The organism is Anaerosporobacter mobilis DSM 15930 (genome assembly GCF_900142955.1).
Taxonomy (GTDB): Bacteria; Bacillota; Clostridia; order Lachnospirales; family Lachnospiraceae; genus Anaerosporobacter; species Anaerosporobacter mobilis.
In genome coordinates this window covers 465,137-479,629 of record NZ_FRCP01000005.1, presented here as the reverse complement: position 1 = coordinate 479,629, position 14,493 = coordinate 465,137, and the positions used below count along the sequence as shown (strand labels likewise).

General features: G+C 33.5%; 12 protein-coding genes. All 12 read left to right on the top strand.

Translation table 11 applies throughout. From position 1 onward, the window contains the following. The first annotated feature begins 47 nt into the window (after positions 1-47). Positions 48-500, top strand: a complete 453-nt coding sequence (locus BUB90_RS02035) for a hypothetical protein (RefSeq protein ID WP_073282212.1) — start codon at positions 48-50, stop codon at positions 498-500. A 1-nt stretch (position 501) separates the two neighbouring features. Then, the gene (locus BUB90_RS23375; protein ID WP_170865422.1) at positions 502-660 is read left to right on the top strand and encodes a hypothetical protein; all 159 of its coding nucleotides are present in this window, start codon (positions 502-504) and stop codon (positions 658-660) included. 10 nt (positions 661-670) lie between these two features. Beyond that, positions 671-1,225, top strand: coding sequence for a hypothetical protein (locus tag BUB90_RS02030; protein WP_073282210.1), 555 nt, complete (start codon positions 671-673; stop codon positions 1,223-1,225). Continuing rightward, the gene (locus BUB90_RS02025; protein WP_073282208.1) at positions 1,212-2,105 is read left to right on the top strand and encodes a hypothetical protein; all 894 of its coding nucleotides are present in this window, start codon (positions 1,212-1,214) and stop codon (positions 2,103-2,105) included. The genes BUB90_RS02030 and BUB90_RS02025 overlap by 14 nt, the downstream gene beginning before the upstream one ends. 194 nt (positions 2,106-2,299) lie before the next feature. Beyond that, positions 2,300-2,989: a response regulator transcription factor gene (locus tag BUB90_RS02020; protein ID WP_073282574.1), complete on the top strand. Its 690-nt coding sequence runs from the start codon at positions 2,300-2,302 to the stop codon at positions 2,987-2,989. After that, a complete protein-coding gene (locus BUB90_RS02015) occupies positions 2,986-4,179 on the top strand; it encodes a sensor histidine kinase (protein WP_073282206.1) in 1,194 nt (397 codons plus the stop codon). Before BUB90_RS02020 ends, BUB90_RS02015 begins: the two co-directional genes overlap by 4 nt. Positions 4,180-4,475: 296 nt before the next feature. Further along, positions 4,476-5,243 (top strand): YfjL-like protein, encoded by a 768-nt coding sequence (locus BUB90_RS02010; protein WP_073282204.1) that lies wholly within the window; start codon positions 4,476-4,478, stop codon positions 5,241-5,243. Positions 5,244-5,271: 28 nt separating this feature from the next. Then, on the top strand, positions 5,272-6,033 hold the full coding sequence (locus BUB90_RS02005) for an ABC transporter ATP-binding protein (protein ID WP_073282202.1): 762 nt from the start codon (positions 5,272-5,274) through the stop codon (positions 6,031-6,033). 1 nt (position 6,034) lies between these two features. After that, positions 6,035-8,398 (top strand): ABC transporter permease, encoded by a 2,364-nt coding sequence (locus BUB90_RS02000; protein ID WP_073282200.1) that lies wholly within the window; start codon positions 6,035-6,037, stop codon positions 8,396-8,398. Positions 8,399-8,623: 225 nt separating this feature from the next. Further along, positions 8,624-11,083: a hypothetical protein gene (locus BUB90_RS01995; RefSeq protein WP_073282197.1), complete on the top strand. Its 2,460-nt coding sequence runs from the start codon at positions 8,624-8,626 to the stop codon at positions 11,081-11,083. Positions 11,084-11,318: 235 nt separating this feature from the next. Beyond that, the gene (locus tag BUB90_RS01990) at positions 11,319-12,560 is read left to right on the top strand and encodes a right-handed parallel beta-helix repeat-containing protein (RefSeq protein ID WP_073282195.1); all 1,242 of its coding nucleotides are present in this window, start codon (positions 11,319-11,321) and stop codon (positions 12,558-12,560) included. Further along, positions 12,557-14,410: a right-handed parallel beta-helix repeat-containing protein gene (locus BUB90_RS01985; protein WP_073282193.1), complete on the top strand. Its 1,854-nt coding sequence runs from the start codon at positions 12,557-12,559 to the stop codon at positions 14,408-14,410. Before BUB90_RS01990 ends, BUB90_RS01985 begins: the two co-directional genes overlap by 4 nt. The last annotated feature ends 83 nt before the right edge of the window (positions 14,411-14,493 follow it).

Genomic DNA, 14,493 nt, shown 5'->3' with positions numbered 1-14,493 from the left:
AAGAATTTTGCAAACAATTAAACAACATAGTAACAAGGAGGCGTAACATGGATAATAGTTTAAAAGGATTAATCTTAGCAGCAGGTACAATAATTACTTGTATCGTAATATCACTAGGCTTCTATATATCTAGAGAAGCAAGAGATACAGCAGCAAGTGGTGCAGGTCAAATCTCAAAGTTAAATGCAGAATTTAACGAAAGCGATAAGGTTATGTATGATGGTTTGAGCGTATCAGGAAGTGAAGTAATCAACGTAATTAATAAGTTTAAGAATGGGGATATTGCCATTCAAGTAAATACTAAAAAATGTTCTACATATTATGATAATGTTCTTGATGACAAGCAGACTGAAATCATTGGTACAAGCAGTGCATCTGTTAAGTCGGCTCAGAATTCTCAAAGTAACGCGTATATCAATCCCAATGGGCAATTTCTAGGGAGTATTATACGAGATGTGAACTATACGATTATTGGAATCATATTTTCACAGGTTAATTAAGATGGATAATGCAAAGGAGTTATTAGTTAGTATGGCAGCAGTTGCATGCTTTTGTATCGCTGTATCTCTTCTGGTTTACGCGACACATGCGGTTAACCAGGAAAAAGATGTAATATCGAGATATATTTATGAACAACATGCAATCTATCCATATCGATGAGGAGTATTGAATGAATGCATTTGGAAAGATGGTAGCTATATTAATCGCTGTTGTACTGCTGTTTGTGTGCCCGATTCAATACGTAGCCCAGAAACAAGATATACTTATGCAGCAGTATGTAACTACAGAGACAAGTTATTTCATAGATTCTGTTAGAAACCTTGGTTATATAACAAAGCAGATGTATGAAGAATATATGCAAAGAATTGAATTAGGGAATAATCTGTATGAGGTAGAATTGACTCACTATCATGCTTTGTTTTATAAGGAGGATGGAGAAGAAGTTGGTAACGATTACGAGGCTATATCCGGTTATATGGGAGAGGAAGAAGATACATATAGACGATATATGTGTTATTACACACCAGATATTCTAGAAGAACTCTATAATGAGAAGAATGGTTATATCTATAAGATGAATCAAGATGACTATCTTACCATTAAAGTTAAGCTTAAGAACAAAACACTAGGAAAACAAATGCAGGAACTACTAGTAGGCGTAGATTACACAGATGGGAATTATGTTACGGTGTATGGAGGACTTATACGAGATGAAGCATATTAATCTTAGTATTATATTTGTACTTATTATGGTATCTGTTTTCTTAATTCTTAATCAAAAGATTGATACCGTTGTGGCTATAACGAAACTCCAGAGTCAATATAATAATGCTATTGATAATGCTGTAGAAGATGCTCTTATGCAGATTGTCGATCAAGATTCCTTAGCGTCAACCTCAATTGATTTTGCTTCTATAACCGATTCTTTCCTACGTTACTTAGCTTGGAATCTAGGACTTAATGCAGAGTCGCAAGGTGGTAAATCTCTGTTAAACTATGTTCCGGTTATCGCATATATTGTTCAAGACGGTCTGTATATGGGATATCAAAAAGTTGAAGTAGGAGAAGAGTCTGCTGGAGAAGATAATGGTGAAAAAGATAACGTTGTGGAGGGGCATGAGGAGGAGCAATCAAAATATTGGAATGTAGGAGAATGGAACACAAGTATGGATATAAGTGAACGAATACCCTTTGAATGCCGTACAGATTCCTATCTGATTCAATATACACTTACAGATTTCATAAGAGTAATTAACCTACAGACTAAGGAGAACATAGAAGGGTATTATGGGGACTTAATCCCATTGTTTCCAGAAATACTCCCTAGTACGCGGGAAGACTTTGATAAGGAGAGACGGTTGGTAATAATCAATTGCTTAACGGAAACAATGAATACATATATAGAGAATCACAATAACATTGCAAAGCATTATGGAATTAAGTATCATTTCTCGTTACCGAATATTGATATGGAAGAATGGTATCGAACGGTTGATGATATTAGTATGTTAGTATTGTTTCAGGGATATCCATATGGGAATTCTACACTAGGGTATTACAATAGAATCGCATTAGGAGGTGCAAGAGTTAGAAAGGCAGAGTAATTTGTAACATGTGTTTTTCAATCGATCTACTTTTTACAATGTGGTTAACAGATATATCCAATATTATTATAATCTGATATACTGAATATAAAAATATTAATAAGGGGGTACTTTAGGCCTCTTACCGTTTATTAAAACTGAATATATGTGCAACACACAGTATCCAGACGAAAGAGAGGAGTATGTTTGTTATTATGAAGAATATTGATATATTAATCGTCGATGATGATTGTGACTTAGCCATGATTACTTGCGATTTATTAGAAGACCATGGTTATCAGGTGATACATACCTGTTCAATAGAAGAATCCTATGTTGTTTTAGATCAGAACCAAGTTAAATTGATTATACTCGATATCAACCTTCCAGATGGAGTAGGATTTGAATTCTGTAAGGAACTTAGGGTACATTCTACAGTCCCAATTATATTCATAAGTGCAAGAACAAGTGAAACAGATCGAATTAAAGGTCTTGATATTGGAGGCGATGATTACTTACCAAAGCCGTATTCTTTGCAAGAGCTATTATCAAGGATCAATGCGACAATGCGTCGTACCTATGGTTTTGATACGGGAGCAAAGAAGATAACATTCGGAGAAGTGATCGTAGATGAAGCAACTAGGACAGTAACACGTGGTGGAATTGTAGTGCCCTTAGCATTAAAGGAGTATGATTTATTAAGATATCTAATCGACCATAAGAATATTATATTAAAGAAAGAGACAATACTTGCAGATGTGTGGGGGATATTCAATATGGTGGAGGTTAGTACGGTAGCAGTACATATAAGATGGTTGCGTGAAAAACTAGAAGAGAATCCTTCAAAACCGGTATTTATACAGACCGTATGGGGTGTTGGTTATCGATTTGAGGTGGGAGAATGAAAAAGAGGTTAATTCAGATTATCGTGATATGCATTGCAATTATTACGTGTATAACGGGGATATGCCTTTATAAAGTACTCACAATTAAGGAAGTATCGTCACAGAGGGAATGGATTGTTAAACTTAATGAAGTAGAGAAATTACTTGAAAAGTCGATAATGGGAGAAAACAAGGAGATTACGGAAACCGATTATATCATAATACAAGAAACTATTCGTGATTTGCAAGATAGTATGCGTGGACAAAAATCAGAGAGTGGATTGGAACAACATAAAAAGCAATTGTTCTATCTAGGGGCTTTAATATATATTATTTTCATTAGTAATGTATTACTTTTGTTTGGTTACATCTATCATGTGGTAATTAAGCCATTTGATCGACTAACAGATTTCGCGACATCTGTTTCTAGAGGTGATTTTGATACTCCAGTGCAATATGAACGTAAAAATCTTTTTGGGGCATTTACTTGGGCATTCGATAGTATGCGGTGCGAAGTAAAGGCATCAAGGAAGGCTCAGGAGTTAGCAATCGAGAATAATAAGACGGTTATTGCTACAATTTCTCATGATATTAAGACCCCGATAGCCTCAATACGCGCCTATACAGAAGCATTGCAAGCGAATATGGATACGAATCAAGACCGAAGGGAACGTTATTATTCAACAATTATGCGCAAATGTGATGAGGTAACAAAGTTAACCAATGATTTATTCCTTCATTCTATATCAGATTTGCAAAGATTAGAGATTCAGATGAATTCTTGCAAAATTGATGAAGAACTTCCTGAGATGCTTACAGCAATTGCAGGGGATAATTCTAGAATACGATTGTGTTCAAAAGTACCAAATGTGATGATTGAAGTGGATCGACGTCGTTTCGAACAAATATTAGAGAATCTTATTACTAACGCGTGCAAATATGCTGGTGACGGGACAGTTGAGGTATTAGTAAGCTTAGAACAAAACCACAGTCTACAAATATACATACAAGATCAAGGACCAGGAATTCCGGATGGGGACATGCCGTTCATCTTTGAAAAATTTTATCGTGGGCAGAATGCATTTGATAAACAAGGGGCAGGCTTAGGACTCTATATTGTTAAGTACCTTGTTGAGGAGATGAATGGAACCATTCAATTAGAAAACAAAAGAGAGGGTTTAGGAGTGAAGTTAACTTTTCCCGTTCAATAACATTAATAAGGCTGTCGTACGATTTACGACAGCCTTATTAGGGGGGAGGGTTATGAAAATTTTATCTATATTAAAAGGTAGTTGTTTTATTTGATGTATTTAGAATACCATTCAAATGTGTAGTAATTATGGAAGGAAAATGAAGTTTATGTGAACGTTATGTAACTTTTTTAAATTTAACTACCAGATTGCAAGTATTATTAATTATATATTCTGTTTCTTTCTTAAAGACTTCTTAATAACTTCTTTGTTAGGATAGATTATGTAAAAATGATTGAAGGAGGAATGGCGTTAAGATGAGTTTAAGGAAGTGTTTCATAATTATAAGTGTTGGTTTAATTTTGCTGTTTATTGTATCGGCAATAAATAGTATCACAGGTAATCCGATATCCAAATTCTTAGCCAAAAGAGCAGCGGGAGATTATATAGAAGCCAAGTATAGTGATTTGGATCTAGAGATAAAAGAGGTATATTATAATTTTAAGTTTAAGACGTATGGAGTAAATGTACAATCAAAAACAAGTGAAGATACCAGTTTTACAATCTATATAGATGGTTTGGGAAATATTGATTATGACGATTATGAGCATAGGGTTACTAATAACTTCAATACATGGAATCGGTTAAACATGGAGATTGATGAAAAAGCTAACCAATTAATTCGTGGTGAACTTGATTATGTATTTGATAAGGTATTTATTCAATTTATTGAGACTAGTAAAAGTAATCAAGATTTATTAAAGCTTCGTAGGGATATGAAGTTAGATATCTCTAGTCCGCCTCTTCCGCTAGAAACGTATATAGTTGTATTTACAGAAGAAGTTTCGTATGCAAAGATTGCAGAAGTTGCAAAAGCGATTGAAAAGGTTCTAGAAAATCACAATATACCAATTGATACTTATAGTGTTCGACTAATACCCCTATCAGATAAACCAAAGAATGAGGAGGAAGGGGTATCATGGGTGAATTCGTTAGTAGTAAATGACTTCCCTAAAGAGTTAATGTCTGAGAAAAACCTTCCAAAGGTGATGGAAGATTATGAGTTAAAGAATTCTTTAGAATAGTATATATGAGAGTGAGAGATGAAAAGAGATGAAAGAAGCGATTATTCAAGCCAAAGATTTATGTAAGAGTTACGCGAACAATGGTATGCAAAATCATGTACTAAATCATATTGATTTAGATATCTATGTAGGAGATTTTACTGTTATTATGGGAAGTTCAGGTTCTGGTAAGTCAACTCTTCTCTATACATTAAGTGGTATGGATAAAGTGACTTCAGGTGAAGTGTGGTATAAGAATGAAGACATAACAAAGAAGAAAGAAAAAGGATTGTCCTATCTAAGAAGAAAAGATTTTGGATTCGTATTTCAACAGATTCACCTTGTATCGAACCTATCACTTTTTGAGAATGTTGCAGTGCCAGGTTATTTAGTGAAAGAGTTTACGAATAAGGAAGTGAATGAAAAGACGGACGAATTATTAGAACAGGTTGGAGTAGAAGAATTCAAACGAAGATTACCTTCTCAGACATCTGGGGGTCAGCAACAAAGAGCTTGTATAGCAAGAGCTCTTATTAGTAATCCTTCGTTACTTTTTGCAGATGAACCAACGGGGGCACTTAACAAAGCTGCGGGGAATGATGTACTTGATTTATTATCAAGTTTTAATCAACAAGGTCAAAGTATCTTAATGGTTACCCATGATGTGAAGGCAGCTATACGAGCAACTAGGTTATTGTATCTAGAAGATGGTAAAATTGTTGGTGAGATGGAGATGCCTCCCTATAGTGAAGAAAACAAAAAGTCCAAAGAGACTATGATTGTATCATTCCTAACAAGTAGGGGGTGGTAAAATGGCGATTTTGAAGTTAATTAAAGCAAATATTAAATCAAAGAAAGAAAGCTTTATAGGAATCGCTATCTTAGTAGCTATCATTACATGTATGCTAGCCACGATTATTAGTGTGACTGTATGTTTAGATAGTCAATATGATAATGCTATATCGATGACAAATACAGGGGATATTGTATATATATATAATTCAGATGAAGTTGATAATGACATGATAAAGGAGATTACTTCTATGAATGAAGTTGAGAAAGTTATACAAATACCGTGTATTAGTAGTAGAAGAGTTTCAACGAAACTAAGAGAATATCGGAGTATGGTGTTTTTCTTTGCCTATGAACCAGATAGACAGATGTATCAATTCTTTGATGATAAAGGAAGCAATTTGGTCCCAAGACAAGGAGAAATCTATCTCCCTAAGGCTATGGAGAAGAAATTAGGTTGCAAAATAGGTGATACAATTAGTGTTGATACTGGTTATGGAGAAGAGAGTGTTACAATAACGAGGTTTTTCGAGGAGCCGTTTATTGGAGCGGAGATGATTGGTTATAAAAATGTACTAATTAATCAAGAAGATCTTAATCGCCTAAGAGAAAATACGGAAGAAATTTGCGTTAATATGGAGACTATTCACGTATTTATTAAGGACGAAATCAAGAATCAAGCTAACTACAAGGAAAGTAAGACACTTGATAAGATTAATAAACAAACAGGAGTACAGAATGGCTGTGTTACTTCTATGACAAAATCTGAAGCTAAGAGCTTTACCTTAATGATGGATAATATTCTTAGTGCAATCATATCTTGCTTTGCATTTTTACTATTAATCGTAGTGTTAATTGTAATTAGTCATAATGTCAGCAGTAGTATTGAGATGGAGTACCTTAGTTTTGGAATCTTGAAATCACAAGGTTTTACGAATGGTTTAATTCGTTTGAGTCTAGTTCTTCAATATTTAGTAGCGGGTATTGTAGGAACTCTGCTTGGATTGCTTGGAAGTGTTTTTGCGACGAATCTACTGGGAAAAGAGTTTGTTTCGTTAACAGGATTGATTTGGAAGGGTAAACTTGAATTAGGCTTAAGCCTGTTAGCAGTAATTGCTTTGTTTTTATTCATAGCACTTTTTACATTTATTAAGACAAAAAAAATTGCAAAGATATCGCCAGTACAGGCATTTTCTCTTGGCCATGAACCTGTTTATTTTAAAGGGAAAATGGATTTTTATGTGGATAAGATGAAACATTTACCACTTAGTATGAAACTAGTCATTAAAGCTCTAGTTTCTAATACCAAGGAATATATAAGCACATTGTTTATCATTATTCTATTGACAACATTTACAATTATGGCGACTTCTATGAATCAATTAACCAAAGAAGAAAATCTGTACTCTATGGTTGGTACGATAGAATCACATATAACAGTGCGAATTACATCAGATGAGTTGCGACCATTGCTGGCGAATATACGAACAACAATAGAAGAGGAAACTAGTATTACGAAGGAGTACTCAACGAATAATGCATATTTTATGGTAGATGGAACACAATTTCTTGGCAGAGTGATTGACCATACCGATGGTGTGTTGCAGCCTGCTCTAGAAGGAAAAAATCCGGAATATAATAATGAAATAGCAATTACCGAAGTTATGAAAGATGAATTAGGTAAGGATATTGGTGATACGGTAATCATTGATAATAGTGGTGTACAAGAGGAATTTTTGATCGTTGGAATCTGTAAGAACATGAACGATTTAGGACGAAACTTTACAATATTGTTAGAAGGTGTCCATAAAATGAATCCAGAGTTCAATATTATGGATGTGAGTTTTTGTGTAACTGATGACTCAAAAGTGGAAAGCATTGTAACTACATTAGAGACGAATTTAAGAGAATATGAAAACGAAATACGAGTTTCCAATAATCAGAAAGAAAATGATTCTACAAATGAAACCATTCGTATGGTTATCATGGGAGTTACAATGGTAATCTATCTAATAAGCTTATTCTTTATCGCAATTGTAATTGGAATGATATGCAGGAAAGCATTCTTACGAGAGAAAGTAGATTTGGGAATTTACAAATCAGTCGGATTTACCACAGGAAGTTTGCGATTCCAATTTAGCTTTCGATTTGTTACGGTTGTTCTAATTGGAACTGTTCTTGGAACGATACTAAATGTCTTAACCAATGACGTTTTAATGAATAATATGCTTTATAATATAGGAATTACACATTTTAATACAAAGTATACTGTACAGAATATATTGATTCCTTGTTTGTGGATTTGCTCTTGTACATTCGTTTATTCCTGGTTATTATCAAGAAAGATTAAGAGAGTGTCTTGTAAAATGTTAATTCAAGAATAATTAATAATAGATAAACTGAGTTTATATTTAGTCTCCCTCAATTAACCAATTGCATGAACAACTAAGGAATATATATACAAAATTGATAAAATGATGTAAAATACTTTAATACGACAAAAATTTTGGAATACCATTTCTAGGTAAAACATATTGTTTTATTCGAGTATCTTTTTATTACTTAAATGGTAAGTCAATTTTAAATTATATTATAGGGGGAAGAATAGTATGAATTTAGATCCGAATGAAACAAGTAACACAAATCCGGAAGAAGGAGGAAGTATATCAAATGATATACCAAAACCTAACGGTGATTTATATTCGTCAGAAGAGATAAATCAAAATATTCAAAATAATAACAACCAAGTTCCTGAGCTTATACCTAATATAAACACAAATAATAGAGAATTCAACCAGTCATTAGAGTATAACAATCAGCAACCGATTAACAATCAACAGCCGATTAACAATCAGCAAGCGATTAACAATCAACAGCCTTATAACGATCAGCAGCCTTATAATAATCAGCAGCCTTATAACAATCAACAGCCTTATAATAATCAGCAACCGATTAACAATCAACAGCCTTATAACAATCAACAGTTTTATAACAATCAGCAACCTTATAATAATCAACAGCCTTATAATAATCAGCAACCTTATAACGATCAACAACTTTATAACAATCAACAACCTAATGATTTTTATGCTAAGAATACTGGGGGAGCAGGCCAGAATGGAAATAAAAACAAAAAGAAGAATAAAACAGTCATTGCTGTAATTTCTGCCCTGGCAATTGCAATGATAGCTATTATTTCTGTTTTTATGTTCAAATTATTTTGCGATCCCAAAGCCAAAATGATTAAGGCAATGAATAAAACTTATGATAGTTATGTAGGTATTTTTGATAAGAAAATCAATTTTGAAGGAATTAAAGAAAATTCGAAGAATAAAAATTTATATTCGGGCTTTAAATTAACATTAAATGAGATATCAGGTGATTTTGATTCAGATATTTTGAATATTATTAATACTTATCTAAGTGGTTCAGAATTATCGTTTGAGAATACAGTAAATGCAAAAGAACAAAGACAAAGCGGGAGCTTTTATCTGAAATTATCAGACTCTGCAATTGATACGAAATATTTCGCAACAAAAGATATGTTTGGAGTATCAATTCCAGAATTCTTTGATGAGACTTTAACATTTGATATAAAGAATTTTTCTAAGAAATTTAATGAATCAGATTTTAGAGAATATTTTGGACTTGAAAAAATGAAAGATGATTCTGATATTGATATTTTTAATAAAGAATCAAATAGTGAGGTTGATCTAAAAAAGATAGAAAAAGACTATCGTGCTATATATAAAAACATGGTTGTGAAAGATAAAGGAAAAGTTAAGAAAGAAATCAATGGTAAGACATTAAAATGTACAGAATATCAAGCAACTATTTTAAGTGAAGATATTAGGACGTTGTTTAATGATATTGTTGAATATGGTGGGACTAGTGATTTTGATACATTTGATGAAATACTTCAAAATGACATAGTGTTTACCGTTTACGTGCATAAAGACAAAATGGTTGCCTTACTAAGTTCCCATGAAATGCAAGTAGAAGGGGAAACAGGTATACTTGACATAGATTTTGAATTTAGTAAACATAAAATATTAGGAACGGTAGAAATAAACCACTCCCCAAATACAGTTACTATGTCAATTGAAAATAATATTACTGAAACTGCATCAGACTTAACTATCTCAATAAAAGAAAATGGAGAAACATTGGGAACAGCATCATTTTCTTCTAAGCTTGATGGGGATAATATATCTATTAATGGAGACATCCGTGATGCTGAAGATGAGGCAATTGTAACTCTTAAGAGTGAGGGAAGTTTATCCAATGTTAAAAAAGGAAAATCATATTCAATTAACTTGGATAAGATCGAGTTTATAATTGGTGATATTTTAACTTTTGATATGTCAGCGGAAGTGAATGTGAATTCTGACGGTACTATAGCAATTCCTGATGATACGGATTGTACAAATGTCTTTGATATGACCACACAAGACATTGATGAATTCATAACGGATATACAAGTGAACGAAAATGGAAATTTCCTAGATTGGATAGAATCAATCATAGATTTGTATGTTTCAACGTCATCTCCAGACCTTTACTATGATGATAATGATATCGACGATATCTTTAATGAAGATTATGATGACCCTTTTGATAATGATTTAGATACAGATGATAATAGTACGAATAATGAAAGTATTACACTTAAAGATTATGATAATAATGAGATTCAACTAATATGTAGCGATAAAACAGCTACGATAGAAAACAGTGACTCATATGCATTTGCCGATATGAATGATGGAAATTATTATGCTAGTTTTTTTGTTTTTATGGGTGATAGTGCAGAAGATATCTTTAATGATGAATTCGAGTATTATATAGAAAATTACGATGCAGAATTATCAGATCTACAATCTTATAATGGATATAATTACAAAACAATTACTTACGAATTTGAAGGCTATACGTCTTCTTATGGGTATGCAGTAATGCCATTAGGAGATTATTATATTGCCATTACAGTTAATATAAGTGCCTTAAATGAAGATGATTCCATTGATGATGCAGTGAAGTTTGTATTAAAAAATATAACGCTTAAATAATATCTCAAACTTCGCAACTACCTACTCTAAATAAAGTTTTATGTGCGAAGTTTAAGTAATAAAAAGACAATGACTGAATTCTGTATTGAACAGGATTCAGTCATTGTTGTCTAATTACTAAATAATTAGGTTAATTAAGCCGATGTATATCTTAGATGGGTCAGCATAGAAGATAGCAGGCCATCGCCAAGAATGCCAAGGTGTTCTTGAATATTAAAGCAAGGATGCGATGAGTATGGATATTTTTGAATATTTTAAAAAGAAAGATGGAGAAATAGATAGGGATGAAGTTATTCACCCTTTTGCATATAAAGATAATACGTTCAAGTACAGTTATTGTTTTGGAATTGGTGTTTTGGCATATGGCACGGTTAAAAGTATGAGAGAGTTGTTAGGGGAGTATCAAAAGATTCTTACTAACATAAAACTTCCCTCCTCTTATGCAGGTAAGTTAGTTGAAGATATGAATAATAATTTTGACTATAAAATCAATGATGTGTTTGCCGTGCTTGACACAAAAGAGAAGCAGTACACATTCACGGCGGATTTATTAAAGCTTAGTAATTTCTCGCTCTGGTCGGAAGATTATGGGAAAAAGGTTTGTCAGAATTACTTCGCTATCTTCAAATTCACGGGTGATGAAAAGGAATTTTTCTTACAGTACAATGAAGCAGCTCGTAAGAAAGATACGAACGAGGCAATACGTCTATATCACCGATTTATTAAGGACGGCTATACTATTAGCTATAATTTATTGAAATATATATGTGAAGATATCCTTATTGAGGATATATACGATAATCTGATATTGAATACAGGGGAGATCTTCATAATAGATAAGCCATCTAGGATTCATGGTCAGGTTGCTGTAACGAATGGTGCAGTATTAATAATTAAAAACTGTGAAGTTAGAATTAATGGTAGCATAATGGTAGATGGAGGAAGAATTGTAATAGATACTGTTAAATTAACTGTGGAAGATTGCACCAGTGATACGATGATTCATATTACTAATACGGCTAAGGTAGATATAAGTACAGTAGAATTAAATTGTAATTTTAAGTGCGGTGGAATCTGGCAAAAGAGAGGTTGCCTAACGATTAATAATGTTTCCATATTGAATACAGATTTGGCACCAGCGATTCGTTTTACAGGTGATTCACTTATTATGAATGGAACAACGCTTGCAGACTGTTTAGCTGGTGGCGTTAGGGTAAAAGAAACAGGACGGCTAGTGGTTGATGACTGTGATTTCTATCATTGTGAGGAAGAACACGGTGGTGCAATCTATTCGGATTCCTTATCGGATTCAAGGATTACGAATTCTAGATTTACCAATTGTGTTGGTAGATACCTTGGTGGTGCGATTTATTTTGAATATGAAAAATATGGACAGAAAATCTACCGTTGTGAATATGACCATTGTCTACCAGAAGATAGTATTGTATTCAATGCATGTGAGGAGGAACGACCATGATTCAGACAGACTTATTAACCAAATTCAATCGTAAGAAAAAGTCCTTCCTATCACCAAAGCACCCGTTATTCATAGAAGACCTAGATCAAAAGACCATATATTGTGCAGGAATATTCGCTCATGCTGGACTTAATAAGTCAAACAGTACGCTTAACAACTATGAATTAGAACGATTAATGTTGAAGGGGTTAGGACTTGAACCTAAGCAGATTGCCAAAACCATTCGTATAGCAACCGACGGTTCCAGATTAACGGATAGCTTGTTGTGGCATATGAATGATGCGTTAAAGAAATATCTTTTCCTTATGGATTTGATTCATATAAGTTTACGTAAAGAGCCACTTTCAAAGGAAGAAATAGAATCGATAGAGCGTTACCGTGTTCTGTTTCAGGTACCAAAGGATATACTTCAGTTACTTTGGCAATTTGTCCAAGCTGCTTATGAGAATAATATGGAACAATGCATTCGATTGTTTTCTTCAATGAGAAAAATTGATTTACCATTAACTATGACAGAGTTGAAATATTATATGCCAGATATGGAGTATATAACGGAAATTGAAAATAAATCGGTCTTACCTGGTAAAGAAACTAGAATTGTTGATGCATGTATAATAAAAGATAAACTTATTGTTCCTAAGGATGGTACGCTGGTATTAGATCATGCAGTGATCAATCTTCATGGGTCAATAATAGTAGATGGTGGGACTTTGATAATAAGAGATACAACCATCATTAATAAATCTGATAGAGGTAATGCATTACTAGAAATAAAAAGTTACTCAGAAGTGCAGATAACAAATTCCATTATGGATTGTCGATATATTGGAAGTGCAATTAATCAAAAGAATGGAAACCTTACAATTGTGGATTCTAAAATATATCACACAACTAAGAATAGTGCAATAAAGTTCTGGGGTAATCAAATAGAAATTAATAACTGTAGTTTTCACAAATGCTATACGGTTGAGAATGGAGCGGCAATACAGATTCAACAAGGACATGGGAGCGTAACGCATTCTACCTTCAAAAAGTGCGAGGCTAAGGATGGTGGGGCTATCTACGCGGAAGCAGATATTATGATAACATGCTGTTCTTTTAAGCATTGCTACGCTCTAGAACATGGCGGTGCCATCTTCTATAATAACGAAGTGAAGTCAAATGTTATGGACTGTCAGTATATAGAATGCTATCCTCAAGGAGAAGAAATCATACAGTATCTTCACGGGCATGATGAAAAAGTAATTGATAAGGATTACCGTATTTCTATTGCATCGATTATTGATGTACCAATTCGGGTGAGTGAACTAGGAATTCTTAGTTTTAATCATGTTGTGGTTTACTTAAGACAACAAGTTCAAAGTAGAGGTATCATAGAGATCAAGGGATCGAGAATACTTGCAGATGGATTAAAACAACGTGATATGTTTGATATTAGCCGATCTAGGGGCTGTGTCATTGACCACTCTGAGATTGATGGGAGAGCAACGAATGCTGGATTCCGTGCTACAGGGAGTAGAATGATAGTGATACATGCAATTTTTCGTAATATCAAGAATGGACGTGCCATATATGATGCCATGGAACCAAAGATAACAAATACGATTTTCACTTACTGTCAAGATGGAGCAATTTATTCATGTGCGGGAGTAATCGCGAAGTGCCTATTTATTAATTGTAGACAAAAAAGTGGTGCCGGTATTATCATGTATGGTTCTAGAGGAGAAATTAAAGAGTGTAGATTTGTTCGATGCATCTCGGAGTATAGTGGCGGTGCAATTGATAAGTCGGGAGGTCATAGAATAGAGAATTGCGAGTTTACAGAGTGTAAACCCAATAACATAGCTTAATAGAGAAAAGACAATCTTTCAGATGTTGCGTAAGTGAAAGTACGGACATAATATCCATGAATCCACATACACAACATGAAGAT

What these genes read in the sequence shown, in the direction of transcription:
- BUB90_RS02035 (WP_073282212.1), top strand. Translation starts at nt 48, where the DNA reads ATGGATAATAGTTTAAAAGGATTAATCTTAGCAGCAGGTACAATAATT.
- BUB90_RS23375 (WP_170865422.1), top strand. Translation starts at nt 502, where the DNA reads ATGGATAATGCAAAGGAGTTATTAGTTAGTATGGCAGCAGTTGCATGC.
- BUB90_RS02030 (WP_073282210.1), top strand. Translation starts at nt 671, where the DNA reads ATGAATGCATTTGGAAAGATGGTAGCTATATTAATCGCTGTTGTACTG.
- BUB90_RS02025 (WP_073282208.1), top strand. Translation starts at nt 1,212, where the DNA reads ATGAAGCATATTAATCTTAGTATTATATTTGTACTTATTATGGTATCT.
- BUB90_RS02020 (WP_073282574.1), top strand. Translation starts at nt 2,300, where the DNA reads ATGAAGAATATTGATATATTAATCGTCGATGATGATTGTGACTTAGCC.
- BUB90_RS02015 (WP_073282206.1), top strand. Translation starts at nt 2,986, where the DNA reads ATGAAAAAGAGGTTAATTCAGATTATCGTGATATGCATTGCAATTATT.
- BUB90_RS02010 (WP_073282204.1), top strand. Translation starts at nt 4,476, where the DNA reads ATGAGTTTAAGGAAGTGTTTCATAATTATAAGTGTTGGTTTAATTTTG.
- BUB90_RS02005 (WP_073282202.1), top strand. Translation starts at nt 5,272, where the DNA reads ATGAAAGAAGCGATTATTCAAGCCAAAGATTTATGTAAGAGTTACGCG.
- BUB90_RS02000 (WP_073282200.1), top strand. Translation starts at nt 6,035, where the DNA reads ATGGCGATTTTGAAGTTAATTAAAGCAAATATTAAATCAAAGAAAGAA.
- BUB90_RS01995 (WP_073282197.1), top strand. Translation starts at nt 8,624, where the DNA reads ATGAATTTAGATCCGAATGAAACAAGTAACACAAATCCGGAAGAAGGA.
- BUB90_RS01990 (WP_073282195.1), top strand. Translation starts at nt 11,319, where the DNA reads ATGGATATTTTTGAATATTTTAAAAAGAAAGATGGAGAAATAGATAGG.
- BUB90_RS01985 (WP_073282193.1), top strand. Translation starts at nt 12,557, where the DNA reads ATGATTCAGACAGACTTATTAACCAAATTCAATCGTAAGAAAAAGTCC.